At 41.5% G+C, this 25,606-nt stretch carries 23 protein-coding genes and 1 tRNA gene; 10 read left to right on the top strand and 14 right to left on the bottom strand.

Annotated elements, in window-relative coordinates:
- The first annotated feature begins 57 nt into the window (after positions 1–57).
- From C825_RS08230 to C825_RS08210, 5 genes are read left to right on the top strand one after another with little or no spacing between them, the layout of a single operon-like run.
- Entirely contained in the window at positions 58–357 is a 300-nt protein-coding gene (locus tag C825_RS08230; protein ID WP_007654542.1) for an STAS domain-containing protein, read from the top strand.
- 21 nt (positions 358–378) lie between these two features.
- Positions 379–786, top strand: a complete 408-nt coding sequence (locus tag C825_RS08225) for an ATP-binding protein (RefSeq protein ID WP_007654549.1) — start codon at positions 379–381, stop codon at positions 784–786.
- Position 787: 1 nt separating this feature from the next.
- Positions 788–1,909, top strand: a complete 1,122-nt coding sequence (locus C825_RS08220; RefSeq protein WP_010802132.1) for a sensor histidine kinase — start codon at positions 788–790, stop codon at positions 1,907–1,909.
- A complete protein-coding gene (locus C825_RS08215) occupies positions 1,902–2,738 on the top strand; it encodes a sensor histidine kinase (protein ID WP_010802131.1) in 837 nt (278 codons plus the stop codon). Before C825_RS08220 ends, C825_RS08215 begins: the two co-directional genes overlap by 8 nt.
- Positions 2,739–2,752: 14 nt before the next feature.
- Positions 2,753–3,916, top strand: a complete 1,164-nt coding sequence (locus C825_RS08210; protein WP_010802130.1) for a PP2C family protein-serine/threonine phosphatase — start codon at positions 2,753–2,755, stop codon at positions 3,914–3,916.
- 77 nt (positions 3,917–3,993) lie between these two features.
- Here the strand turns inward: C825_RS08210 and C825_RS08205 are convergent, their stop codons facing one another.
- Entirely contained in the window at positions 3,994–4,821 is an 828-nt protein-coding gene (locus C825_RS08205) for a hypothetical protein (protein WP_007654557.1), read from the bottom strand.
- Positions 4,822–4,855: 34 nt separating this feature from the next.
- Entirely contained in the window at positions 4,856–7,762 is a 2,907-nt protein-coding gene (locus C825_RS08200; RefSeq protein ID WP_010802129.1) for an ATP-binding cassette domain-containing protein, read from the bottom strand.
- A 284-nt stretch (positions 7,763–8,046) separates the two neighbouring features.
- Between C825_RS08200 and C825_RS08195 the strand changes: the two genes are divergently transcribed.
- Both C825_RS08195 and C825_RS08190 read left to right on the top strand, forming a co-directional pair.
- On the top strand, positions 8,047–8,412 hold the full coding sequence (locus C825_RS08195; protein ID WP_007654566.1) for a hypothetical protein: 366 nt from the start codon (positions 8,047–8,049) through the stop codon (positions 8,410–8,412).
- Between the two features lie 19 nt (positions 8,413–8,431).
- Entirely contained in the window at positions 8,432–9,643 is a 1,212-nt protein-coding gene (locus C825_RS08190) for an NAD(P)/FAD-dependent oxidoreductase (protein ID WP_010802128.1), read from the top strand.
- Positions 9,644–9,747: 104 nt separating this feature from the next.
- Here C825_RS08190 and C825_RS08185 read toward each other — a convergent pair whose 3' ends face one another.
- From C825_RS08185 to C825_RS08160, 6 genes are all read right to left on the bottom strand, one after another.
- Positions 9,748–9,939: a hypothetical protein gene (locus tag C825_RS08185; protein WP_007654568.1), complete on the bottom strand. Its 192-nt coding sequence runs from the start codon at positions 9,937–9,939 to the stop codon at positions 9,748–9,750.
- An 81-nt stretch (positions 9,940–10,020) separates the two neighbouring features.
- Positions 10,021–11,103 (bottom strand): linear amide C-N hydrolase, encoded by a 1,083-nt coding sequence (locus C825_RS08180; protein ID WP_010802127.1) that lies wholly within the window; start codon positions 11,101–11,103, stop codon positions 10,021–10,023.
- Positions 11,104–11,224: 121 nt separating this feature from the next.
- Positions 11,225–12,262, bottom strand: coding sequence for a hypothetical protein (locus C825_RS08175; protein WP_010802126.1), 1,038 nt, complete (start codon positions 12,260–12,262; stop codon positions 11,225–11,227).
- An 88-nt stretch (positions 12,263–12,350) separates the two neighbouring features.
- The gene (locus tag C825_RS08170; protein ID WP_010802125.1) at positions 12,351–13,523 is read right to left on the bottom strand and encodes an OmpA family protein; all 1,173 of its coding nucleotides are present in this window, start codon (positions 13,521–13,523) and stop codon (positions 12,351–12,353) included.
- Positions 13,524–13,558: 35 nt separating this feature from the next.
- Positions 13,559–14,062, bottom strand: a complete 504-nt coding sequence (locus C825_RS08165) for an outer membrane protein (RefSeq protein WP_010802124.1) — start codon at positions 14,060–14,062, stop codon at positions 13,559–13,561.
- A 333-nt stretch (positions 14,063–14,395) separates the two neighbouring features.
- Entirely contained in the window at positions 14,396–15,616 is a 1,221-nt protein-coding gene (locus C825_RS08160; RefSeq protein WP_010802123.1) for a DUF6266 family protein, read from the bottom strand.
- Between the two features lie 562 nt (positions 15,617–16,178).
- Here C825_RS08160 and C825_RS08155 point away from each other — a divergent pair.
- The 3 genes from C825_RS08155 (at position 16,179) to C825_RS08145 (ending at position 17,902) form a co-directional block, all read left to right on the top strand.
- Entirely contained in the window at positions 16,179–16,436 is a 258-nt protein-coding gene (locus C825_RS08155; RefSeq protein WP_010802122.1) for a GlsB/YeaQ/YmgE family stress response membrane protein, read from the top strand.
- A gap of 36 nt (positions 16,437–16,472) precedes the next feature.
- On the top strand, positions 16,473–16,769 hold the full coding sequence (locus C825_RS08150) for a YtxH domain-containing protein (protein WP_010802121.1): 297 nt from the start codon (positions 16,473–16,475) through the stop codon (positions 16,767–16,769).
- Positions 16,770–16,963: 194 nt separating this feature from the next.
- On the top strand, positions 16,964–17,902 hold the full coding sequence (locus C825_RS08145; RefSeq protein ID WP_010802120.1) for a manganese catalase family protein: 939 nt from the start codon (positions 16,964–16,966) through the stop codon (positions 17,900–17,902).
- 275 nt (positions 17,903–18,177) lie between these two features.
- Here the strand turns inward: C825_RS08145 and C825_RS08140 are convergent.
- The 6 genes from C825_RS08140 to C825_RS08115 form a co-directional block, all read right to left on the bottom strand.
- Positions 18,178–18,250 (bottom strand) — tRNA-Thr (locus C825_RS08140).
- Between the two features lie 56 nt (positions 18,251–18,306).
- The gene (locus tag C825_RS08135) at positions 18,307–18,768 is read right to left on the bottom strand and encodes a hypothetical protein (protein WP_010802118.1); all 462 of its coding nucleotides are present in this window, start codon (positions 18,766–18,768) and stop codon (positions 18,307–18,309) included.
- Between the two features lie 67 nt (positions 18,769–18,835).
- The gene (locus tag C825_RS08130) at positions 18,836–19,867 is read right to left on the bottom strand and encodes a DUF6340 family protein (RefSeq protein ID WP_007654585.1); all 1,032 of its coding nucleotides are present in this window, start codon (positions 19,865–19,867) and stop codon (positions 18,836–18,838) included.
- 44 nt (positions 19,868–19,911) lie between these two features.
- Positions 19,912–20,763, bottom strand: a complete 852-nt coding sequence (locus C825_RS08125) for a sugar phosphate isomerase/epimerase family protein (protein WP_010802117.1) — start codon at positions 20,761–20,763, stop codon at positions 19,912–19,914.
- Between the two features lie 23 nt (positions 20,764–20,786).
- Positions 20,787–22,754: a tetratricopeptide repeat-containing sensor histidine kinase gene (locus C825_RS08120; RefSeq protein ID WP_010802116.1), complete on the bottom strand. Its 1,968-nt coding sequence runs from the start codon at positions 22,752–22,754 to the stop codon at positions 20,787–20,789.
- A 149-nt stretch (positions 22,755–22,903) separates the two neighbouring features.
- Positions 22,904–25,519, bottom strand: coding sequence for a valine--tRNA ligase (locus C825_RS08115; RefSeq protein WP_010802115.1), 2,616 nt, complete (start codon positions 25,517–25,519; stop codon positions 22,904–22,906).
- Between the last annotated feature and the right edge of the window lie 87 nt (positions 25,520–25,606).

Below are 25,606 nucleotides of genomic sequence, written 5' to 3'. Positions count from 1 at the left end.
ACTTGCTGAGCTTGATTATAATATTTACATTTGCTCAAATAGAAAACAAAAAGATATATGGAAATAGAAATAAAGCACGGAACAGAGACAGTAATTTGTCTTTCCGGACAGCTGGATACACTCAGTTCGCCCGATCTGGAAAAAGAGATTACCAATATACTTGAAGGTAATGCGCAAAACGTGGTGCTTGACGGTGGAAAACTCACATATATCAGCAGTGCCGGACTTCGCTTGCTTCTCATTCTGCAAAAAAAGATGGGCCAGAAAGGCGGAACATTTGTATTGAGGAATATCCAGGACAGCATTATGGAGATATTCAAAATAACAGGTTTCTCTTCTTTTCTTACCATTGAATAACAAGATTCAAACTCCGGTAGAATGACCAGCACACTACACATTAAGAATAATCCGGAACAACTTGCGCTCCTGTATGATTTTCTGGAAATACAGGCCAAGAGTTGCGGAATTGACACAGCACTGCTGATGCAGATAAAGCTGGCGATGGATGAGGCTGTAACAAATGTTATTCAATATGCATATCCCGGTATGGAAGGAGATATAGGCATTGATATGGGGTGCGACGACGGACTATTGAAAATAGTCATAACCGACAACGGCATCCCATTTAATCCTTTGGAAACGCGGGAACCGGATATTACACTTCCATTGGAAGAACGCCCGATCGGCGGACTAGGCATCTTTCTGGTAAAACAACTGATGACAGATGTCAGATACGACCGTTCCGAAGGAAAGAATAGATTAACAATGACCAAAGAAATTCAGTAATATGGCCGACTTCGATATAAAAGAGATAGCTTCCCTCAAAAGACAGCTGCGCATCATAGAAAAACTGACGCTGGCAGGTTGGATACTCATCATTGCGGGTTTCTACTATGACTGGGACACAGTTCCCGGCATCATGCTGGTCGTGCAGATCGTTCTTTATATATTAAAAGGACGCCTACGGAAGAAGCTGAAACAAAAAGAATATCTGGCCAAAATAGTGGAAGAACGTACCATCGAACTCCGTATCCAGCGGGATCAGGTACTGAAAGAATCCGAAAAGTTGTCGCAAGCGCTGGATGCCCTTGCCAAGGCACAGGACGAACTGGTTCGAAAAGAGAAACTGGCTACTGTAGGGCAACTTACACAAGGGTTGGTGGACCGTATCCTGAATCCGGTGAACTACATCAATAACTTTGCCGGCCTGTCGGCGAACCTGATCAAAGACCTGAAAGACAACATCACGAACGAGCAATCTGTCATGACGAAAGAAATCTATGAAGACAGCATCGAAATACTCGACATGATAGAAGGCAACCTGCAAAAGATCAATGAACATGGTTGCAACACCGTCCGCATTGTCAAAGCGATGGAAGATTTGTTGAAAGACCGGCACGGCGATGTAACTTCGACCGACCTGTGCGACCTGTGCAAAGTAAACGTCGATGTCCTTAACAAACTATTCAAAAAAGAAATTGAAGAAAATCAGATACAGATACATATAGAATGCCCCGAAAAGCCGGTTATGGCTGAAATTAATATCGAACAGATGAACAAGGCACTGGGCAGCATTCTTAAAAACAGTATTTATGCATTGCTCCGTAAACTGCAAAAACAAAGTTTCTCTCCTTTTATCACTATAAAACTGGAAGAAAGAGGCAACAATACTGTATTTATCAGTATCTATGACAACGGGATCGGTATCGAAGACAGTATCAAGGACAAGATATTCGAACCATTCTTTACAACCAAACCTTCTGCCGAAGCAGCCGGTGTCGGGTTGTATCTCTGCCGTGAAGTTATCCTCAACCACCAGGGTTCGATCCTGGCGAAAAGCGAAAAGGATAGCTATACAGAATTCTTAATTACAATTCCTATCAGTCAAAAAAGGATTAACAATGAATGAGAACACCCAAAAAGAAATTGAGAAGCTGAGGAAACAGATCAGCCAACAGGAGAAGATGGCTTCACTCGGATTATTGAGTGCCGGCATTGCACATGAGATACAGAATCCTCTTAATTTCGTGATCAATTTCAGCAAAGTTTCGCAGAAGTTACTAAAGGATATGCAGGAAGTCCTGGATGAACTCGGAGACGCATTACCGGAAGACTCAGTCGAAGAGATCAAAGAGATCATGTCTGACCTGGAAGGTAATATGAACAAGATAGAGGAGAACGGCAACCGGGCTTCGGGAATTGTGCGTGGCATCCTGCTTTATTCACGCGGCAAAGACGACGAATATATCCCGACCGACCTGCATCAGCTGACCAAAGAATATGTATGGCTTTCTTACCATGCAGTCAAGGCAAACAACAAAAGTTTCAATGTCGCGATACAGGAAGAGTATGCCGTCGACCTGCCATTAGTAAAAGTTATTCCGCAGGATTTCAGCCGCGCCATACTCAACCTGATGAACAATGCCTGCTACGCCGTATTCAGCAAGTCGAAAGAGATAGCCGATGCGACCTATCAGCCAACCATCAGGGTATGCCTGAAAAAAGAGGGTGACCGTATAAACCTGAGCATAGAAGACAACGGACAAGGAATTTCGGAAGAGACAAAAAAGAAACTCTATACGCCTTTCTTCACGACAAAACCGATCGGTGAAGGCACCGGTCTCGGATTGTCGATCACTAAATCGATTATCGAACAAAAACATAACGGTACGATCGGAATGGATTCACGCCCCGGCGAATATACCCGTTTTACTATTTCTATTCCTATCCAACAATAACAGAGACAAAAGTCATGGCTATAAAAATATTAAGTGTAGACGATGAATTAGACCTGGAAAGGTTGCTTACCCAATATTTCCGTCGCAAGATAAAGAAAGGAGAATATGAATTCTATTTTGCGCACAACGGACTGGAAGCACTTCAACTGATGCTTGTCCAACCGGATTTCGATGTGATACTAAGTGACATCAATATGCCGGAAATGGACGGACTGACCTTGCTTGCCAAAATCAACGAAATGCAAAATCCGGCTCTAAAATGCATCATGGTTTCAGCCTACGGAGATATGGACAATATCCGTAGTGCCATGAACCAGGGAGCATTCGACTTCACGACCAAACCGATCAATCTGGAAGACCTGGAACGTACGATCGAAAAGGCAGCCGAACAAATATCATTCATCAAAAAAGCACAACAGGAACATTCGCAACTGGAATCCATCCGCAACGACCTTCACATCGCCCAGGAGATTCAGCAAACGATCCTGCCGAAAACATTTCCTCCGTTTCCCGAACTGAAAACGTTCGATATCTATGCCTATATGAATGCGGCAAAATATGTGGGAGGCGACTTCTACGATTTCTTCCGCATAGACCAGGACCGTTTGGGATTTGTTATTGCAGACGTTGCCGGCAAAGGTGTCCCGGCTGCCATCTTTATGGCGATCAGCCGGACTGTTATCCGGACAATTGCACTGACGGAAAACTCGGCAGCCATGTGCATGCAACGCTCAAATACGTTCCTTTGCCAGGAAAATGTAAATGAAATGTTCGTAACAGCATTTTACGGAATACTGAACCTGAATACCGGTCTTGTTACATATTGTAATGCCGGTCACAATCCTCCGGTTCTAATGAAGGCAGATAACGCGGTTGTATCAGTCCCGCTCACAAACGACTTTATATTGGGCGGCGTAGAAAACATGACTTATCACGAAAAGACTTTGCAGTTATCGCCCGGCGACAACCTGCTGCTCTATACGGACGGAATAACAGAAGCGATGAATACCTGCCACGAACAGTACAGCGAAAAACGTTTGCTGGAAAACTGCCGGGAGTTGATCGGAAAGAGTCCCAAAGAAATTGTAGACAGAATAACGGAAACGGTAGGAAAATTCGTTGTAGGAGCCGTACAATCGGATGATATCACCTTGTTGTCTATTACCTATCAGGGATAAAAGACTTCCACAGAATAGTAAAAAGGAGATGCCCCGGTCGGAACATCTCCTTTTTTATATACATTATATATATGTACTTATTTCAGTAAAGCATCACGGATACCCATGATCTCTGCATTAGCAGCTCTGGCATCCTGGATAGTTCCGACTTTTTCCTTCAACGGGCTGATAGTTGTACCCAGCTGTTGCAGGTCTGGATAATAAGAAGCCAGGTCGGCTACTACTTCTTCCAGCATAGTCACACGTTTCAGCATATTATCAGAAAGTCCGGCAGATGTAGCATCCCCTTTAATAACCAATGTCGGGTTAGCAAGCAGACAAGCATATTCAGCAGAAGAGGCACCTAAGATTTCAATCTGTACATCAATCTTGTTTTCGGCAGCCATCTTGTCGATGATCTTATCTTCCTGTGCATTCATGAAAGCCTGCAACTGTTCTTTGGTTGCATCTTTCGGAGCTTCCTCTTTCAGGATATCGAGTACAAAAGAAACATTCAGGTCTGTAGCCAGTTTTACAATGGCTCCTTCTACTTCTGCAGTAGGCTGACCGATCGCTTTCAACACATTGTAATCAGCCATATACATACCGAGTGCACGCGCTTTTTGTGTAGCAGTACTTAGTTCAGCAGCTTTAGCAACAGGCAGCATATAAGTTAAATCACCCACTTTTACCTGAACTTCACCGCTGGACAAACGATAAGGAATTTCTGACTCCGGCATATCAGCCAGGAATTTAACAGTTTCCTGTTTTACTTCTTCAGTTAACAAATCTTTCGGCGCTTTACCTGCTATAACGGCAGCTTCTTCCGTCTTTTCGGCTTCATTTGATTTTTTAGCTCCGTTGCAGGAAATCATGCCCACCATTAATGCGGCTATTGCAAGCACGCTTAATACACTCTTTTTCATGTTACTTTATTTAATAATTTATATTCCAGCTTTTTTATTCTTCTTTCAGGAAACGTCCCGGAAACTCTGCGAATATAGCGATAATAGCTAATAATGCAAAGAAACCTATAATCAATAAATTAAAATTATAGGTAGAAATTAACATACTGCCCAGTTTTTTCTCATAAGAATAGAAAGGAGCCCTGCCAAACGGATTATCCGGAACAATATAAATCTGACCGACGGCCGGATAGATGCGATGCCCGTGCTCTTTATAAAAGTTACGGCCACCGGCTCCCATAACCAGGTCTTCGATAGCCGAATTATGATACTTTTTCTTCTGTTCAGTTACCCATTCAGCCCCTTTTTCGCGTATATCCTTTTCCTGTACCTGATCCAGATAGGCCGTAAAGTTATGAGCGCGTTCGTGCAACGCTGAATCTACCTTATCCAGATACGACAAGTAAGTTTCACCTTCATTGCGGGAAGCGATACGGGCGGCACGTCCCAATACGGCAAGTTCATTTTCTACCGTCAGACGTTTGTCCGGATCATCTTTTCCCTCCAGTTGTTCAGCCAGGCGACGCACTTCTTTCGAATGTATATTTTCATAATACTGCGCCAGATATTTTTCCCTCTCTATCGGGAAGTAAGCCTGATTGTAAGCATTATCGGCAAATTGCTCTACCATCAAGGTCTCAAAAGCCCAGCGCGAAGGGATAATATCACCGATCAACGGGACCTTATTTTCCTTTGAAGCACTGGTATTCAAATCATCAAACTTGATAACCAATCCGCAAAGCAATATCTGCGGGATCAATAGAAGAGGAATAGTTATATAGATCGCAACGACAGAGTTCATCGACTGTGACAAAATCAGTCCCGTCAGATTGGCTAGGAAAGAGGTTGCCCAAAGGATACTCCACCAGACACCAAACATCTCCCATCCTACCCCTATGATCGTATTTCCCACTAAAATAAAAAGTAAGGACTGAAGTCCGGATACCCCCAGCAGGTAAACCATTTTAGATGTAAGATAGCTGCTACGGCTTAACCGGAGGAAATGTTCCCGCTTCAGGACAGGCCGGTCTTTTATAATCTCTTCGGCACTTATACTCAACCCCATAAAGGTGACCACAATAACCGACATAAAGATATAAGACACAAAATTCTTGTTAGCCAACAAAGTATATTCGTCACCATCCACATACCGGGTAAGCAAGGAAACGATCAGCGCCAGCAACGGAGCTTCGAGCAACGTAATTGCCAGATATTGCTTATTAACCAGTTTTGTCCGGATATTCCGTTCCAGGAAAATACAAAACTGTTTGAACCAGGTCGGTTTTTTCTGCTTGCTGTCAGGCAGTTCCTTCTCCTCAACCGGTGTATAGGACGGACGCGACGAAATATATTTCTCGTGCCATTCTTCAGGTGTAAACTTCCGGATGTTCGTCTGGTTTCCGGAGTCGTCGATCTTCTTCGAGTCGATAATATTCAGAATCAGTTCCGGATTCACATTCCCGCAGGTACTGCAAACGCTGATATCCGGATCGGTATATTTCGCCGCTTGTTTGAAATAAATAATCGCTTCGATCGGATTTCCGTCATAAATGGGATAACCTCCCCGGTCCAGTAACCAGAGACGGTCGAATAATTTATAGATTTCAGACGATGGCTGGTGTATATTGACAACGACCAGCTTCCCCCGGTGCGTCTGTTCTTTCAGCAACATGATAACCTTCTCGGAGTCGGATGAAGATAAACCGGAAGTCGGCTCGTCCAGATACAGGATAGCCGGTTCACGGATCAGTTCAAGGGCTATATTCAACCGTTTCCGCTGTCCCCCGCTGATCGTTTTACGGATGGGGGAACCGACTTCCAGGTCTTTTATCCCTTCCAGATCCAATTCTTTCAATACATTTTCGACCCGCGCTTTGATTTCCTGATCCGAAAGACGGGCAAAACAGAGACGTGCCGTGAACCAGAGGTTCTGATACACAGTAAGTTCTTCTATCAACAAGTCGTCCTGCGGAACAAAACCGATCAACTGACGGGCTTCGGGGGCATCCAACGGGTAGCCGTTCACCGTAATACTACCCTCATCGGGACGGATATTCCCGTTCATGATACCCAACAAAGTAGATTTACCGACTCCGCTTCCTCCCATTATCGCGACCAACTGGCCCGATTCCAGGTTAAAAGAAAAGTTATGCAAACCGTTGGTACTATTCTTAAAAATAAAATTCAAATCTCTACCGTTCAGAAATATAGCTTCCTTCCGTTCATTCTTATTATATACGGTCAGCAGATCACTGTAATAAACCGGAAGAAACAACGGTCCTTTCAACACACTACTATGCTGCCAGGCATAAAAGATACCCGGCGACAAAGGAATATCGTTCATGAAAACGACACCTGAGCCATAGTAAGTAAAGATTTGCTTGTCAAACCGCCGGATAAAGAGTACACGAATAAAACCGTCCATCCCTTTACGGGTGATATGATTCCCTATGGCGGCATCCTCTCCACTGATAGTCAATAAAGAAGAAGAGGGTTTTCCGGTAATAAAAGCAAGTATATCGTCAAACTCTTCTTGCGGAATAGCAAAAATATCAGCCACCAGATGAAAGAGTGGCAAATGATTTTCAAACTCTTCCGAGTTCGAATAGGCGAACTCCACAAAGCGGACCAGAAGAAGCAGCTGTTCTTCCGCCACCAGCTTCACCTTCATCTGTTCACAAATATTGCGGATCACATTCTCCTTATCTACAGGAAAAAGCGGATCATCGTACATGCTGCGCAACTCACTGTATAACTCAATATACTCTTTATGGGAACGGACACCGAAATGACTGGACAAATAGAAATGAACTGCACGGCTCGCCTGTTGTTCTTCGATACGTACAGCCGAAGCAAAAACAGCAAACAGATTCAACAAACCGTTCAGAATGGTCTCATTCATATATTCACAGATAATAAAGAATTATCTTACAAAGATAAAATTAAAAATATGAAACAAAGAAAAAACTTACACTAATCCCCCAAAATATCCGAATATATAAACAATTATATTTCTTATAAAAGAAAGAATGTTATTTGTTTTTATTCCTTTTTATAGAACAATAAAACAATTCTCAAAAATATTCTTCAGTTTTCTTAAGACTATCAACCAAAAAATATTCTCATACTGTTTTCTAAAAGAAACAAGAACTAAATACATAAAAGTTTAACTTATATAGAAATGGTATGAAAACAAAAAGTAACACAGTAAAGAAATCCACTCCCATATTGGAGAACAGGAAGAGATTTGGAAATAATAAATTCATTCAAGGTCTGATTGTATTTGTTGGAATCGGATTATATTTCTTTTCACGCAAATCAAAAGTTAAGATCAAGCATACACTTTTATTAGCTACAATTTGCTTGTTTAGTTTTCTTTCGTTATCATGCAGCAATAAAAAACAGAATAAGATCGATATAAACAAAGCCTTGGATAATGCCATAGAAAAAGTGGAACACGAGGCAGACAAATTAAAAAACACTTTGTATGAAACTAAGAAAGAAAACCGAAAAGGAACAGATAAGATAAAACATAAAATAGAAAAAATATAAAAATAAAAAACTTATTACAATGGACTTACATTCAGGATTACCCTATTGGATAATTAAAAATCCTCTATTTGATTATTTTAATCCTTTGAAAAAGGATCTGGAAACGGATATAGTAATTATTGGTGCCGGTATTACCGGTGCTCTCATGGCACACGAACTATGCCGAACGGGACTGAAATGTTGCGTTGTGGACAAACGGAGTATTGCCACAGGAAGTTCTGCTGCCAGTACGGCATTACTACAATACGAAATTGATGTTCCGCTTTGCCGAATGGTAAAACAAATCGGTGAAAAAAAAGCGGTAACTGCTTACCGTTCTTGCCTTCAATCGATATCAGATATTGAGGCTGTTTTAAAAGAAACAGGAATTGATGCCGATTTTGAATGGCTACCCAGCATTTTCTATGCCAGTAATGAAAAAGGCGTGAAACTTATCGAACGTGAATATAAAATACGCAAACAACACAGACTTCCAACAAAACTATTAAACAAGGAAGAACTTTATAGGAAATATAAACTGAAAACCTATGCGGGAGCGTTACTCAATGATCAATCAGCACAGATTGATGCCTATAAAGCGGCGACACAACTCCTCTGGTATCACATGCAAAAAAATCATTTACAGATATTCACCCACACAGAAGTAACGTCATGTAAAGAAACATCTGAAGGCTGTCGACTGAAAACAAAGGAAGGCTCAATCATTCAATGCAAATATGTAATCATCGCGGCCGGTTTTGAAGCAGGAGAGTTTCTACCCAAGAAAGTAATGAAGTTAACTTCTACTTACGCGCTTATCTCTCACCCTATCGACCGTAAAGACTTATGGACGAAACATTGCCTCATCTGGGAAACTGAAGAACCTTATATATATGTAAGGACTAGCGGTAACCGCATTATCATAGGAGGAGAGGATGAAGAATTCAACGCTCCAGAAGCAAGGGATGAACTGCTTCGAAAAAAAACGGAAATACTTGAAAAGAAATTTCACAAGCTATTACCTTCTGTACCTTTCAAAACAGAAATGGCTTGGTGCGGTACATTCAGTACAACAAAAGACGGACTTCCTTTTATTGGAACATGGCCGGGAACGAAACATATATTTTTCGATCTAGGATACGGTGGTAATGGTATCACATTCAGTATGATTGGTGCACAGATCATACGTAATACCCTACAAGGAATAAAGGACGAACGCAAAGATATATTTGGTTTCGAACGTATCCTCTAAACGCCACAAACCAATATCTAACAAATAAGAGAAGGAGGAACAGAGATCACTCTCATTCCTCCTAAAACAATGTCAAATCATCTGGAAAAATTTACATTTTTCACTTAGTGGTTTAACCACACCGGAAATCTGCTCCTACCATAAAAATCATAAAATAACAATCCTACCCAACTGGTAAAGACTATCAATATAACAGCTATCAGCCTTTTTCTTCTAGGAGCATTAAGATTCCAGATTCTAAGTGCAGCTTTTAAAGCCAAAACCAAGCCTATAAACCATATTGCTAAATAAACCATACCTGTTCCACACTTTTTATATTAGAACAATTCAAGTTCAACATGTTATTAAACGTATTCACCAAAAATTCCTACATTTCCCTACTTAACCATAATAGACTCTATCGGTTGCTGTTTACTTCTGTCCAAAGGTTTTGCATGATATTGAACAGAAGAAAAATCTATCGTGTTCAGATCTATACTCCGGATTGCGCTATTATACATAGTACGGAAATAAACTATACGATTTTGCATATCAGTAACTGAAGTCCATTGCGTTGCACTTGGTATATCGGCTGCAACTTCTCCCGTAGCAACTTCTATTCCTATCGGAATATCAAAACTATTTAATATCTGAAAAGCCTGAAAAACCACATCTAGAGCCGTTTTCTGTCTGGGTGCCGAAGTCTGATAAAAAGCTGCACGTACAAAACGGGATGGCGGAGTCACATCACCTGGTATTCCCAGAAAACCACTTCCTGAACCAAAAGGAGACAAACGGAGTACTCCTAAAGATTGCCCTGGTGCCGCCCCAGGAAACAAATTCACATAGTTATTAAGATTGGTCAATTGCCAGTCAAACCCAGGAGAATTAGTCAAGACTCCCAATGTATTTTCATAAAAACGAGGTTCTCCTCCTATTATTTCAAGCACAAGCTGACGCCCCGAAATATCGGCAAATCTCCAATGAACTGTTGAAATTTGGGGATCTAAACTGATAATCCTAACCTTACTTATAGCCTCTTTTATATCATCTACACTTGCACACTCCCCCAACAACCAAGAGACTAACTGAAGATCGGAGATACTTATATCTCTTTTAGAAGCTTCATATTTTTCATATTCTCCATATTTCGGAAAATAAAACAATCCGGCAGACAGCCCAACTTCATTCAAACCTTCTGCTATAAACTCCTTCTGTTCTACTGCAAATCCGACATAACCGTATCTGGTTTTAAAAGTCATACCATTAATGCCATCTGGTGTGTACGATATAGCTTGATAGCCACGTGGAACCACCACGTATTGGCTATTCAAATTACCTCTTCCCCATTCTATCGTGCGTGCCACTATTGTTGTTCCACTTTCACTTTTCAAAGTAATTCCTGTACACGCATTTGTTTTCAATGGGAACTTAAATATTAAAGCCATACCAAGAAACAATAAAAATAATCTTGTTCTCATACTATTTATTTTTGATTTTTATAAAGAAAACCAATACCAGCAACCAACGGGAGCGCATCTTCACAGATACGTCCCGTCTACTTAAAGAGAGATTTTATTTAATGATAATTTAGCAGGTATATTATATATCGATTCTTTCCTGTGTTTTTCTGCTTCCGTATGCACCGGCCAAACAACACAAAACAGCTCCAATCAACAGGGCAAAGAAAGATATAAGAGCTGATCGCGCGGCAGCATCCGCAGCTTTATCCGCAGCTTCTAATGTATTCTGTTTCACTTCCTGCCATTCTTGGGTCGCTTTCTCCAAACTTTGTTCCAGATTCCGGATTTGTTTGTCTGCTTCGGTTGATGCCTTACGCATAATTTCCGTATACTGCTTGATCGCTTTATCGGCTTCAGCTTTTGACATATTGGTATTATTTGCCAAGGCTTTGGCCAAGTCATTACGATCTATACTTTTAGTCCAATTATTCGTTTGTTCTTTCAAACGGGTAAGAAAGTTTTTAAAAATTTCATCTGCATCTTCAGGAGAAGCAATCGCTTTCTTCACAGATTTTCCTAAGTCGGTCTTTACATTTTCAAGTTGCTTCTGCAAATAATCGGGTTGCAACTCTTTCACTTTGCTTTTAGCAAGCACCGCACGGATATCCTTCGGAATCTCTCCATCTTTCAAATCTACTTTAAAATCAATTCCACCGAATAATTCTTTCGCTTGATCCGAAAGTGCAGAAACTCCACTACCGACAATCGAGCCAGTTCCGGAAATAACCCCTCCTGCAACCGACGATGCAGCTCCTAATGCATTCATAGTTAACTTTGCAGCTCCAACAGTAAGTAAAACGCCGAAAAATGCCCCGACAATAAGTGTCGTGCCCCAAACCAGGAAGCCATGTATCAAACCATCTACTCCTGCTAATTTACCGGCTACAAAACCACCTGCAATCATGCTGACAATCAAAGCGACAGCAGTACCTATACCAACCGTAGTCCCAATACCCGAAACCGGATTATCTGCAAATGGGTCAAACATAAACAATCCGATACTGGAGCCTAATACCGACAATAAAATAGAAACAGCCAGCACTGTCACCACACCACCAAATACACTACCCCAGGAAACTCTTTTTTTCAATTCATCCCAATTATTTAAACGTGTCATAATGCTTAAATTTTAATCAATTACTCTGTTCTTAAAAATATAGAGACCATCTCCTAAACACATTATGGGATGGTCTCATCCTTATTCGTTATTGTTCTACGTAAAGAATCACGGCGCGATTCCATTCCGGTTTATCGAAAGGAGGTTCCTTATCGCCAACCCATTCCACAATAACCCTATCGCGATTGATATTATAATCACTAATCAATATCCGGGCAACATTTTGTGCTCTTTCCGCAGAAAGCTTTTCGTTGATCTGGCTTGTTCCGGTTTTACGGTCCGTATAACCGATCACACGTACCTTAAACTGAGGATTATCTTTCAGATATTGTGCAATATTATAAATATTAACTCCCTGATAAGGATCTACCTTTGTTTGGTTGATTTTAAAGAGAACTACATTATTAATTAACGGATTTTCTTCAAATTCAACCACTTTCTCAGTAATAACCTCAGGCTCCGGACAATCTGGGCAATCTATAGGACGTTTTGCCAATTCCTGATTCTGAGCATACAATTCATTAATACGACTGTTCAACTCATCAATCTCCTGCGGATTCCTCAACTCGGCTTCCGAAAAAGTTGCCGACTTACCCACATTAAAGATCAGACCAGCCGAAGCGGTTCCCAAAATATCGTAGTTACCGCTACTCTTGACCTGATTAAATTCGCTTTTCACAGCTGTTGCAGCAAACTCAATAGAAAGAGTCACCCGGTCTGACAATTTAAAATTATTGACAATACCAGCATTGAGAGTCATACCGTTTACACGAGTATGTCCGCCGGCATAAGCCGGTTGATTTGCATAGTCCCATCCAAAAGCCCATCCGAATCCTACATATGGCACAAAGCTATACACGCGTTTGGAATTATACTTCATAAAATAATCAGTCATACTCCACATTAAATCCGCTTGTACACTCGCATATCTGTTACGCGACATAATAGTCGCATTGTCATTAAACGTATGCAGATTCGTCAGCCCCGCACCCTTGATACGAGTGCCCAAATAAGGATTAATCCATTTACCAAACTGAATTTCCGGCGCGACAGTGAAACGATGGAAAAAGTCGGCATCACTATTCCTGTCACCGAAATATATATTAGCACCAGCCCCAGCCCCTATGAACCAATGGTCCCAGAAACCATTATTGATAAAAGTTGCTTTACGAGCCGGTTCCAAACTTTGACCTTCTTTTGTTTGGGCAAATGAGGTCTGTATGATGCTAAAAAGCACCATAATAAACAAATACTTTTTCATGATTGGATTATTTTTGTGATGAAAAAAAATCGGGATCAGAAGCGATATCCCCAACCAAATGCAATTACAGAAGAATTGTCTTTACCAAAGACATATTTATATTCGACGTTAAGAAAGTTGCGTGGGTTAAGATTATAGGTCAATCCACCTCCCACATTAAAACCAAAATTAGTAGAACTATGAGAATCTAAAGTAACTTCTCCTTCTTCTCCTTTTACAGTTCGTTTACCCTGAAAATTATTCTGTAAGTTAAACCCCGCCAAAGGATAAAGCGACAAGTGATCTTCTTTCAGATTAAATACATAGTGAGCATTAACATCTACATCCAATCCTGTTGTTTTATCCTTTGGAAAAAAGAACATCAGATCCGGCGCCAAACGCACATGATCCGTCAAATTATAACGCCCTTGAGCGCCCAACATGACTCGTTTAAAATCTGTCTGATAACCAAAATTTCCCAACAGTGAAAATTCTCCTTTTTGGGCAAATACACCAAAGGATGTTATCAGTAAAAATGCTATAAAAAGAATCTTTTTCATTTGAATAATTTTTTAATTACACGATTAAATACATCTAAAACAACACTAAAACACCTATTTTATTATTCAATTCGCCACAACTTTATTATTCAATAAATTATTCAGAAAATAATCTATTACTTCAATAAATAATTCATGTTTATTAAAATAACAATGGCATTTTTTATTTTGTTTTATCTGGTAAGATTTTAAATTCGTGATCTAAGATTTTTTCAGATTCATTAGCAGTTGTTTTTTTACTAAAAAAAAGACATGAACAAAAAAATAACCCTCTTTCACAAGAGGGCTATTCCTAAATTACATTATACCAATGGAAAAGTAGATAAATAAGAGTCATTCAATCTCCGGCCTGTCGCCGCCTGTTCCGGGATTTTGCTGTTCGCCTACATACACAGCTACCATGCGTGGCGTAACATAGAAACCAAAACAATAACCTGCGGCTTCTTCCGGTACAGTAGCCTCGATGCGGTTATTCGTACGCGTAACCACAGTCAAGTCTGTCACTTTGTGTTCGTCCGATTCTTTATCGGTTGTCCCATAAACAACTTGTACCGATCCATTACCTCCAAGCTGTGAGCCTTCCAGTACGACCTTGTCATCTTTCTGGATGGCAAATGTATGATCACCTGTGCTTCGCACAACTCCTGCCACCGTAACCAGCGAAGCAATAGGCCCCGTCGCAGCGCTTATATCATCGCTTGTACCTGGATCCAAAGCCACGCTTACGGCACCATACGCCCGCCGGGCCGCACTTTTGGCCACATTACTGTTGTATTCTTCAAACAACGCATTGGCTACAATCAAACGCTGCGAAGAAACAAGCAATCCATCCGCCCCACGACGCGTCTGCACCCAGGCGAATGCCCCCTGCCCAATGTTCTCACCGTGCGCCAGGAATCCATTCTTCACGCTGAATCCAAAGGAAGGAGCCACAATTCTCAATGATGATTGATCAGCGGCATCAAGTGTAACTTTATACTGATTAACAGTCACATACGGCACACCTGTATCAACCTCTACATTCTGCAAAACACTAAAATAAGAAATCGCATCGCCATATTCAAACAGCGAATTATTCGCCACCACAGCCTCTGAAAAATCGGCTACGGTCGTCGTGTCGGTGATCTCGAGATCGCCCAACGCAACATTTGAATACGTATCCGTCTCAATCCCCTGTGTACTAATCGGAACCAATGTCCCTTCAGTAATCTGATAAGGCGCAGCGATGCAATAGCCAGCAGCCGACTCGCTCCGGGTCAGAAACACCGGTGCGCTTTGCAGATTAGCACTCATAAAACGGTTGAAATCAGACATATCCTTACTTCTTCTTCCTTTACGCTTCTTTTCGAAGCCTTCCTTGAGCAATCCGTGAAACGCCCTATACATCGCGACGATGTTAGGAAATTTAATACGTTGGTTCACTTGGAGAGCAGTTTTGGGATTCGTCATTTTTTGAATACGCCCCGTCATTACTTGTTCTCCTCCCCGGATGCGGTAAGTTAAATTACCTGCCGACCCACTAATTTTTGTCATGATTCCATTACCGAGTGCCATAACAGTAAAATTAAGAGATCCAGAGTCTCGCCTGCTTGTCAGGTTGCACTCTATTTTAACAACCGGAGAAGTCGGAAAAAAGTTTGAACCACTGGATAACCCAAAATTGTGTTCACGCAAAACCGGTTAAACAAACATAATTATTCTTACCGGTTTTAACATAAAAAAGTTCCATTCAACCTCCGTATTAGCTCCAGTGAAGCTCCAGTGAAGCTCCACTTAACCTCCACTTAAGCTCCACTCCCTACGACTGGAGGTAAAAGGGAGGTAATTCTTTAACAAATGGGCCGTTTTCCGACGGTTAATGTTAATACGATTTTAACACGATTTTTTTCGCTGTTGTTATAAGAAGTGAAGAGGTGGTATGCAATGATAAAAACATTCAAAACAGCTATAACTGTACATCATTATTAAATCATTAAAAAGTTGTTAATTTCACATTTTTACCTCGAACTATTTTTTTATACGAAGTGTTTTTAATATGTGAGTCAGACACGGTACCAATACTGATAATTCACTTTATAGTTCTTTTCATATTAACGTACAAAAAAAATTCATTCACATGTATTTTATATGGTATATTCTTATCGGAATCTTATCCGGTTTTATTGCCGGCAAGATCATGAGAGGAGGAGGATTCGGCATCCTCATTAATTTGTTGGTTGGTATTATCGGCGGTCTGTTGGGAGGCTGGTTTTTCGGTCTGCTGGGCATTGCAACTGCCGGTATTATGGGTAGTCTGATCACTTCGGTTGTCGGAGCAGTCTTGTTATTGTGGATCGTTTCATTGTTCAAAGACCCACATAAAACAGATATTTAATCTATTATTTATTCATCTTTTAAAACTATTAAATTTATGGAAGCAAATCGTTCAAAATTTTGGATGGGCCTGGGTTTAGGTTCAATCATCGGTGTAATAGCATACCGTTTTAGTTGTTCTTCAAAAGGAAAAGAATTAAAAGAAAAAGCATCTCGCTACCTTCATCAAATAGGAAGCAAATCTGAAGATGTCATTGATTCCGCAAAAGAGAAAGTAATGAATGCGGGAACAAAAGTAGCAGACAAAGTATCCAACGACACTTTCAAGATCGCTGAAAAAGCAGATGAAATCAAAAATAAAGTGCATAACTTTGCCGATAACGCAAAAAAATAATTCCTATTTTTGAAACAAGAAAGTATCTAAAACACATTAAACAACACCTATCAATATTGATTCAAAATCCTATTTATTCATAGTTGATTCTCCCTATTCATAAAAGGTTATATCAACTAAAATAAACTACTTCTTATTTTTTTATTAGATGTATATCTTCTAATATTTATATGTATAATTAAAACTTTTGAATTATGTTTTATCATGTAAAAGATTTGCAATACAATGCTCGTGTTTCCGCTCCGGATCCACGTTTCGCCCGAGTCCTCCTTGAAGCATTCGGAGGGGCCAACGGAGAGTTAAAATCGGCAATGCAATATTTCGTACAGGCTTTTAGTTGCCATAATCCTCACCCCGACAAATATGATATGTTGATGGACATTGCAACAGAAGAACTGGGACATCTCGAAATTGTCGGTGCAACCATCCAAATGCTCCTCGGACCGGTAAACGGCAAAATGAAAGATGTGGCAGAAAACATGGAAATCAATAAGATGATGGACGGCAAAGCTGCCAAAGAAAATTTCATCCATCAAGCTTTCACCAATCCGCAATTTCTAGTCTCCTCTCCTGGCAGCCCAACACTGACAGACAGTAATGGCAACCCGTGGTGCGCTACCTACGTATCCGCTAATGCGGATCTTACAGTAGATCTTCGCTCCAATATGGCAGGAGAATGCCGTGCAAAAATAGGATACGAAAACCTCATTCCGCTAACGGATGACCCCTATGTGAAAGAAACACTCATGTTTCTTATGACACGCGAGGTAACCCATTTTCAACAATTCGAAGCAGCATTGGAGACAATTCAACCCAACTTTCCTCCCGGAGTGTTTCAAACCTCCCCCAAATACAGTAATTTGTATTTCAACCTGTCCAAAGGTAAAGATGCTCGTGGACCATGGAATGAAGGCGAAAGTACACGTTTAAAGGAAGAATGGCAATACATAGACGATTCCTTGCAAGAAGTAAGAAGTACAAATGGACTCGTCGACCGTAAACCTAAAGGTACACACCGCACGGAGAAAGAGGTACAACAAATGGACAAGAAACTAGCGAAGGAGCGCAGCAAAGAGGTTCTTTCATCCTTGCCCGAAGGAGCCATGAGTTGGTGTAGTTATCAAGATAAATAAAGGTAACAGGAAAGATGCTGTTGCCCAATATATATTTATTCATTTAAAAAATTACCGTATTATGAACAAGAAGAATGAAAAAAAACAGGTAGAAACAAAAGGGACAAAAAAAGAAACCCAAACAAAAGAACGCAAGTGTTCAACTTCTGAAAAAAAATCAGCAAAGAAGTAACCGTAATACCACTTGCAGGTGATTAAAATTATTCCCGGCGAAGTTTTTCTTATTTCGCCGGGAAAACTATCCATAAATGATGTATTTCCACAATCAAGAAGAGAGCCGAAAACGAGACTCGAACTCGTGACCTATTCATTACGAATGAATTGCTCTACCAACTGAGCTATTTCGGCAACTTTATATATTACTTTGCTACTTGTTTTTCAATCCGGGCACAAAGATAAAAAGTCTAATCGACATCTGAAAGAAGTTTGGCTAAAAAATCATCTAAATCTGCATCCAAATCTTTCAACAGCGGATCATCTACTCGTAATACTTCATCATCGAGGAAGAGAAGTTCCTCTATTACAACAAAATCCTCATCCGTCAGACTGACAGAGAAAGGTTTCATGATATGGGGACTTTCAAAAACAGTTTTCGCAACTAAAAGAGTCAGCACAGATTTTACGGTGTTGGCTACCTGTTTATTGAATTGCTCTTCTTCACAAGGACAACCTACCCAATCAAAAACGATAACCTTATCCAGTAACCGTTCATCTTCATCATAGATTTGCAGTTCTCCGCTTTCAGCATCCGCCTGAACATATAAATCGCTGTAATAGCCGTTAGAATCTTCAGCTGTCAGCTTACCGATAGCAGAAGTAAATGTTGTCTCCAGGACAGACTGAATCTTTGCATTATTTGCACTCATAACTCTCTTTTTATTCTTTTTTCGAATCGTCTGTCAAAAGTAATAATAATTCGGAGAATATATGATATTATTCTCCGAATTGCATGTTAAGTTTTTTATCGGAACGGATACGGTTGCGCAACACTTCTACATAAAGTGCTAACAGTTTAGTATTCTTGCCGTCCTCGCCTTCGCTTTTCTTAAATAATTCGTACGATTTATTTGCCCATTCATAGGCCTCGTCCAGGTTGGTCTTCATTTCATTACCCAACGCCAGATTGGAAGCAGCTTTGGCTTTGGCTTTCGGACTACTTGATTTTTCATAGAGATGCATCCAGTGTTCAGCAGCCTTATCCCATTTTTCTGATTGCGCATAGGCAGAAGCCTCTTTCCAACGGGATCCCATAGCATTATAATACCAGCGCGTTTCGCTATTCCAGTGAGGTACAAAATTAGGACTGGCCTTCGCTCCAATGTATTCGGCAGAAGCACGTAAAGCATTCTCGGATGAAGGTAAATATCTGTCGAGAAGGATCAGATTCGGTGCGTCTTCCATAAAGAAAAGGCTGTCAGCCACATAGACAGTAGCTAAGGGATTCGGCCTGTTGGGAAGATAACCACGCACAACACCGGACATTTTCACCTGGATCTCTCCTTCCACATAACCCTCAGCAAAAGCCACCACATTTTTCTTGGACTCAAACAACATCCGATCCAGGGAAATCACAGCATCCGATCCGGTTTCGTCACATAATGCCTGTACCTGATCCTGAGTCAATTTTTTATCCTCGTAATAAACATCATCTTTGCGGACTGCATCGTGATAGAGAAGAACGTCATTAAAATAGGACATATCTGCCATCGACCTGCCCAAGCCGCGACATACGTCAAACAGAGCACTGTCGGCTTTCACCTTACAAGTATCCACCTTGTCACCAAACAGACTGAACTCACACCCGACATCATCCGGCTGAGGTACAGCGTTATTCACAACAAGAATCTTTCCTACACTTTTCGGAAATGTTATTTCGGCAGGGTTGTAAGTATCAATACCCACATAGCTAACAGAACTACAGGATGCCAATAAGCAAACACTCAATAAACAATACGCAACTCTCATCACTTTTCACTATTAGAAGGAGGCGCAAAAGATTGCGCCTCTAATTATACAATATCACTCACCGCCTTGAAATAGCCGATCGATTCAGCTATACCCAGGAAAGGATCTTTCATATCCTTTTCATATTCAAGGCTACACATTCCGGTATAGTTCACCTCACGCATCATTTTCATCAGCGCAGGGAAATCAATCTTTCCACGACCGATTTCTATACCGACACCTGCTTTCGACGAATCCGTCACGTCCTTGATATGCATATCAAACACACGGGTATGATATTTTTTCAGGTCGGCGACCGGATTACATCCGTTACGCAGGTCATGACCGATATCCAGACACATTCCGATACGCGGATCCAGGTCTTTCGTATGTTCCCATACATCTGTTGCATCCGGATATGTTTTAATATCGGGTCCATGCAAATGGATCGCATAGTGGAAGTCATACTCTTTCACTTTCTTATCCACATAAGGAAGCAATTCGTAATTGGGTACGCCCACAATCAACTTCACCCCTACGCGTTTCGCATACTCGAAACCACGGTCAATCTCCGCTTCACTCTTCATATATATAGGACCAACGGCATAGCCGGTAACATTATGAGCAGCACATTTCTCATGAAATGCCTTGATCTGTTCTTCGTTACTATCCAGCGGCAGATGGAAATCCTTAATGCAAAGATAATGAATATCGAGTCTCTGCAATGTCTTCAGAGTAGTATCCAAATCAAAATTAACAAATGTATAACCAGCCATCCCCAAACGCCAAGGGTTTATTGACTTCGCCGCCTTTGGAATGATCCGGTCCGGCAAACCGGCTTTTACTACGCCTGCCGATCCTAACAATAATGCACCGGCAAGTCCTTGTCTAAAAAATTTTCTTCTAGAATTCTCCATGGTATAATTATGTAAATAATATGTTACGGCTTTTTCAATGGCAACACAACCGTAAAAACAGAGCCTTCGCCAAACACGGAAGAGACACTGATCGTCCCGCCCATTTGCGTAATAAGACCTTTACAAATTGCTAACCCCAGTCCTACCCCTTTACTCCAGTCATTCAGTTGAACGAAGCGGCTGAATATCTGCTCCAGTTTATCATCAGGAATACCTTCACCCGAATCTTCCACCGAGAAGATAACATCAGTCTCCGTCACCTCATAACCAAACCGGATAAAACCTTTTTCCGTATGCTTAATCGCATTGGTCAGCAAGTTAGTAAGAATTTGCGTAAGACGGTTACGATCGGTATAAAAAAGTTGTGGCGGGCACTCATTTAATTCCAATTTAACGTTCTCCGGCATCCTGAGTTGTATTACATTATATATCTCTTTCATCAGGACAGGCAAATTATGATCGGCATAACTGAGCGTCATAGTATTGGATTCAATCTTGGAAATATCAAGGACATCCGTGATCAGGCGCTGAAGCAGTTCATTATTACTTTGGATAATATCGGCATATTCCTGGCGGGTTTCCAAATCATCCTCATCTACCAATACCTGCGAAAAACCGACAATAGTATTCAACGGAGTACGTATTTCGTGATTCATATTCGCCAGGAAAGCAGACTTCATCCGGTCGGCCTCTTCCGCCTTCTCTTTTGCCAACTTCAATTGTTGACCATACCGATGGCGGCTATACGATATATATCCCAACAGACAACACAGAATTAACAGGAAAGCGGCCCCGCCTCCCATTTGGAGTAGATGAGAATGAGCCTGCGCTACTTCCAGATCCATCTGCCTGTTTTTCAACTCCAACTTATCCACCTCATGTTGTGTTTTCATTTCCGCCAGCTCCTGATAGAAACGAACCTGGGACAAGGAGTCATTCAAAAAGGCATATTCTTTATAAGCCAACGAGGCAGCCCTATCCCTTCCGCTTTCAAATAAAACGTCTGCCTTATCCTGCAACATTTCAAGATACCCCTGCATCGTCCTCCGCTCACGCCAGACAGGTAATAAAGAATCATAAACAGCCAAGGCTCTGTTATACTGCTTACTTTGTTTATAATATGCCCCGTAAATAGTCTGCAATTCACTTGAATAACTATACATCTCATGCTCCCGGATATATTCTTCCGCTTTCTTTAAATGTTTCAGAGCTTCCGGGAGTTTATCTTCTGCGATATACAGTATTGCATAATGACGATGCACCACATATTCCAAATAATAGAGGGGGTTTTCATTATCCAGCCATTCGATTCCTTTCTCTTTACAAATCTTGATATACTCTTCCAACCGATGGGTATACTTCATTTTCTTCTCCAGATTCGTAGATTTATTCATCAACTGCCGGATAATATTGACACGCTTGATTAGCGGAGCATTTCTCATCTCCATACTGTTTATAACTTCCTCATACAAAGCTACACCTTCCTCTTCCAGGTTATTAGATAAATAAAAATCTGCTAAGGCCTGATTCGCCATCTCCATTCCTTCCGGGAATTTCAAAGTTACGGCTTCCTCTTTCAAACAGGTGACATATTTCAGCGCCTCTTCATTCTTCTTACTACGAGTCAACACATAAATATACCAGGCTTTCATCCTGAAATATTTAACCAGCCTGTTCTGTTCCAAAAATAAAGGCAACGCTTTTTGCATCCAGAAATACAGACTGTCGGGATTCTTTGAATAATAATACCGCACATAACAGAACATCGCATTCGCCTCCTGATAGCTATTTTTCTGGCGTCGTGCCTCTTCCAGCAAACGAGTTGTATACATAAAGCCAACCTGTTGCTGGACATGTTCCCGAGCTAAAGTATAAAGAGTGTCGAGCGACAACGTTTCTTTATTCTTTTCAGCGGCGTTTAATGTTTCCGGGGTACAATATCCCCAAAGAAAACAAAAACTGATAAACAGTATTCCCCTTAATACCCTCATTTCTTACAAACCTTGCATATAGATCAAGGCCTGCAAGTTAGCAAAAATTAAATAGATTATACCTTTTTAATAAAAGATAAAAATAAAAAGTCCCATATTTGTCTGATTCAGAACAAATATGGGACCTATAACAGGATAAAAATAGCTTTTTACTTCTTCAGAGCGGCAATACTTTCTTCGATCGACTTGATCTTACTTTCGGCATCCGCCTGTTTCTTACGTTCCATTTCGATCACTTTAGCCGGAGCTTTGCTTACAAAACTTTCGTTACTTAGCTTCTTCTGTACGGAAGCAAGGAAACCCTGCTGGTATTTCAGTTCTTCAGCCAGTTTTGCCAATTCTTCTTCCACATTGATCATATTGCCCAGAGGAACAGCATATTCAGTTGTACGAACCAGGAAAGAAACAGCACCGGCCGCTTTATCGTCAGTCTTTGTAATTTCAGACAGGTTACACATCTTGGCAATAACCGGATTGAAAACATCATTATGATCGCCTAAAACCTGTAAAGCCAATGTATCCTTGTTCGGAATATTTTTTTGCAAACGAATAGTACGGACACCACTAACAATTTCTTTCACTACTTCAAAAGCATCCAGATAGGCGCTATCGACCGGAGCTACTTCCGGCATCAACGCCACCATCAAACTTTCACCTTCCTTGCGCGGTTCCAATGCCTGCCACAATTCTTCCGTAATGAACGGCATGAACGGGTGAAGCAAACGAAGCAAGCCATCAAAGAAACCAAGTGTCGCATCGTAAGTCGCCTTGTCGATCGGCAGCTGATAACCCGGCTTGATCATTTCCAGATACCAGGAAGAAAACTCGTCCCAGAACAATTTATAGATCATCATCATAGCCTCACTCAGACGGTATTTGCTGAACAGGTCGTCCACTTCGGCAATCGTCTTGTCCAACTGCATCTTAAACCACTTAACAGCAGTTGCCGATGCTTCCGGCTGTGGGATCGTATCATCTACCGTCCAACCTTTGATCAGACGAAAGGCATTCCATATCTTATTGTTGAAGTTACGTCCCTGTTCACACAATGCCTCATCGAAAGGAATATCGTTTCCGGCAGGTGCAGCCATCATCAGTCCCATACGGACCCCATCGGCTCCATACTGTTCGATCAGCAGCAGCGGATCGGGAGAGTTCCCCAATGACTTGGACATCTTACGTCCCAGCTTGTCGCGAACGATACCGGTAAAGTACACATTCTTGAACGGCATATCTTTACGGTACTCATAACCGGCCATGATCATACGGGCAACCCAGAAGAAGATGATATCCGGTCCTGTCACCAGGTCGCTGGTCGGATAGTAGTAATTGATTTCTTCGTTATCCGGATTATTGATACCGTCGAACAAAGAGATCGGCCACAACCAGGAAGAGAACCAGGTATCCAGACAGTCGTCGTCCTGACGAAGGTCGGCCATTGTCAACGCCGGATTCTTCTCTTTTGCCAGTTCCAATGCTTTTTCTGCTGTCTCAGCTACTACATAGCCACCTTCCGGCAGATAATAAGCCGGGATGCGGTGTCCCCACCATAACTGGCGGCTGATACACCAGTCCTTGATGTTTTCCATCCAGTGACGGTACGTATTCTTGAACTTAGGCGGATAGAATTTAAGTTCGTCATTCATAACCGGTTCCAAAGCGATCTGGGCCAGATGTTCCATTTTCAGGAACCACTGCATAGACAACTTCGGTTCGATAGGAACGTTTGTACGTTCGGAATAACCGACCTTGTTTTCGTAGGCTTCTACTTTTTCCAGCAAGCCGGCTGCTTCCAGGTCTTTCTCGATCTGTTCACGAACATCGAAACGATCCATACCGATATATAAACCGGCTGCTTCGCTCAATGTACCGTTATCGTTGAAAATATCGATGGATGGCAAGTTGTATTTCTCACCCAGCATATAGTCATTTACGTCATGCGCCGGAGTCACTTTCAGACAACCTGTACCGAATTCGATATCTACATAATCGTCTTCGATAACCGGAATCACACGGTTTACCAGCGGAACGATCACCTTCTTACCCCTCAGGTGCTGGTTCTTCGGGTCGTTCGGATTGATACACATGGCAGTATCGCCCATGATCGTTTCCGGACGGGTGGTTGCCACTACGGCGTAACCATCCTCGCCTTCGATTTTATAACGGAGGTAAAACAGTTTGCTATGTTCTTCCTTATAAATTACTTCTTCATCGGAAAGAGCGGTCAGGGCCTTCGGGTCCCAGTTCACCATACGTACACCACGGTAGATCAGTCCTTTTTCAAACAGGTCTACGAATACTTTCAATACGCTTTCCGAACGTTTTTCATCCATCGTAAAAGCCGTACGGTCCCAATCGCAGGATGCACCCAGTTTACGTAACTGTTTCAGGATGATACCTCCGTGCTCTTCTTTCCATTCCCAGGCATGTTTCAGGAATTCGTCGCGGGTCAGGTCTGTTTTCTTAATACCCTGCTGTGCCAGCCTGTTTACAACCTTCGCTTCAGTAGCGATAGAAGCATGGTCGGTGCCCGGCACCCAGCAAGCATTCTTTCCAAGCATGCGGGCACGGCGGATCAGGATATCCTGAATGGTATTGTTAAGCATGTGTCCCATATGAAGTACGCCGGTGACGTTAGGGGGCGGAATGACGATTGTGTACGGCTCACGGCCGTCTGGTTTCGACTTGAAGAAGCCGTTATCCAACCAATACTGATACCACTTTCCCTCTACTTCGGCGGGGTTGTACTTACTTGCAATTTCCATATTGTTTTGTTCTAATTATATCCTTATTAAACACAGGCCAGTCAGCCTGTTATTTTTGAGTTGCAAAGGTACAAAAAATATTATCAT

Source organism: Parabacteroides sp. ASF519 (assembly GCF_000364265.2).
Lineage (GTDB): Bacteria > Bacteroidota > Bacteroidia > Bacteroidales > Tannerellaceae > Parabacteroides > Parabacteroides goldsteinii.
Note: the sequence above shows the minus strand (reverse complement) of the source record. Positions and strands in the feature narration are given on the sequence as shown.

Bases quoted from the DNA above. Each gene is read 5' to 3' on its own strand.
- C825_RS08180 (WP_010802127.1), bottom strand. From the start codon at position 11,103: ATGAGAACAAGATTATTTTTATTGTTTCTTGGTATGGCTTTAATATTT.
- C825_RS08160 (WP_010802123.1), bottom strand. From the start codon at position 15,616: ATGGCACTCGGTAATGGAATCATGACAAAAATTAGTGGGTCGGCAGGT.
- C825_RS08175 (WP_010802126.1), bottom strand. From the start codon at position 12,262: ATGACACGTTTAAATAATTGGGATGAATTGAAAAAAAGAGTTTCCTGG.
- C825_RS08150 (WP_010802121.1), top strand. From the start codon at position 16,473: ATGGAAGCAAATCGTTCAAAATTTTGGATGGGCCTGGGTTTAGGTTCA.
- C825_RS08210 (WP_010802130.1), top strand. From the start codon at position 2,753: ATGGCTATAAAAATATTAAGTGTAGACGATGAATTAGACCTGGAAAGG.
- C825_RS08130 (WP_007654585.1), bottom strand. From the start codon at position 19,867: ATGAGAGTTGCGTATTGTTTATTGAGTGTTTGCTTATTGGCATCCTGT.
- C825_RS08220 (WP_010802132.1), top strand. From the start codon at position 788: ATGGCCGACTTCGATATAAAAGAGATAGCTTCCCTCAAAAGACAGCTG.
- C825_RS08195 (WP_007654566.1), top strand. From the start codon at position 8,047: ATGAAAACAAAAAGTAACACAGTAAAGAAATCCACTCCCATATTGGAG.
- C825_RS08230 (WP_007654542.1), top strand. From the start codon at position 58: ATGGAAATAGAAATAAAGCACGGAACAGAGACAGTAATTTGTCTTTCC.
- C825_RS08170 (WP_010802125.1), bottom strand. From the start codon at position 13,523: ATGAAAAAGTATTTGTTTATTATGGTGCTTTTTAGCATCATACAGACC.
- C825_RS08135 (WP_010802118.1), bottom strand. From the start codon at position 18,768: ATGAGTGCAAATAATGCAAAGATTCAGTCTGTCCTGGAGACAACATTT.
- C825_RS08125 (WP_010802117.1), bottom strand. From the start codon at position 20,763: ATGGAGAATTCTAGAAGAAAATTTTTTAGACAAGGACTTGCCGGTGCA.
- C825_RS08115 (WP_010802115.1), bottom strand. From the start codon at position 25,519: ATGGAAATTGCAAGTAAGTACAACCCCGCCGAAGTAGAGGGAAAGTGG.
- C825_RS08145 (WP_010802120.1), top strand. From the start codon at position 16,964: ATGTTTTATCATGTAAAAGATTTGCAATACAATGCTCGTGTTTCCGCT.
- C825_RS08225 (WP_007654549.1), top strand. From the start codon at position 379: ATGACCAGCACACTACACATTAAGAATAATCCGGAACAACTTGCGCTC.
- C825_RS08120 (WP_010802116.1), bottom strand. From the start codon at position 22,754: ATGAGGGTATTAAGGGGAATACTGTTTATCAGTTTTTGTTTTCTTTGG.
- C825_RS08155 (WP_010802122.1), top strand. From the start codon at position 16,179: ATGTATTTTATATGGTATATTCTTATCGGAATCTTATCCGGTTTTATT.
- C825_RS08185 (WP_007654568.1), bottom strand. From the start codon at position 9,939: ATGGTTTATTTAGCAATATGGTTTATAGGCTTGGTTTTGGCTTTAAAA.
- C825_RS08215 (WP_010802131.1), top strand. From the start codon at position 1,902: ATGAATGAGAACACCCAAAAAGAAATTGAGAAGCTGAGGAAACAGATC.
- C825_RS08200 (WP_010802129.1), bottom strand. From the start codon at position 7,762: ATGAATGAGACCATTCTGAACGGTTTGTTGAATCTGTTTGCTGTTTTT.
- C825_RS08165 (WP_010802124.1), bottom strand. From the start codon at position 14,062: ATGAAAAAGATTCTTTTTATAGCATTTTTACTGATAACATCCTTTGGT.
- C825_RS08190 (WP_010802128.1), top strand. From the start codon at position 8,432: ATGGACTTACATTCAGGATTACCCTATTGGATAATTAAAAATCCTCTA.
- C825_RS08205 (WP_007654557.1), bottom strand. From the start codon at position 4,821: ATGAAAAAGAGTGTATTAAGCGTGCTTGCAATAGCCGCATTAATGGTG.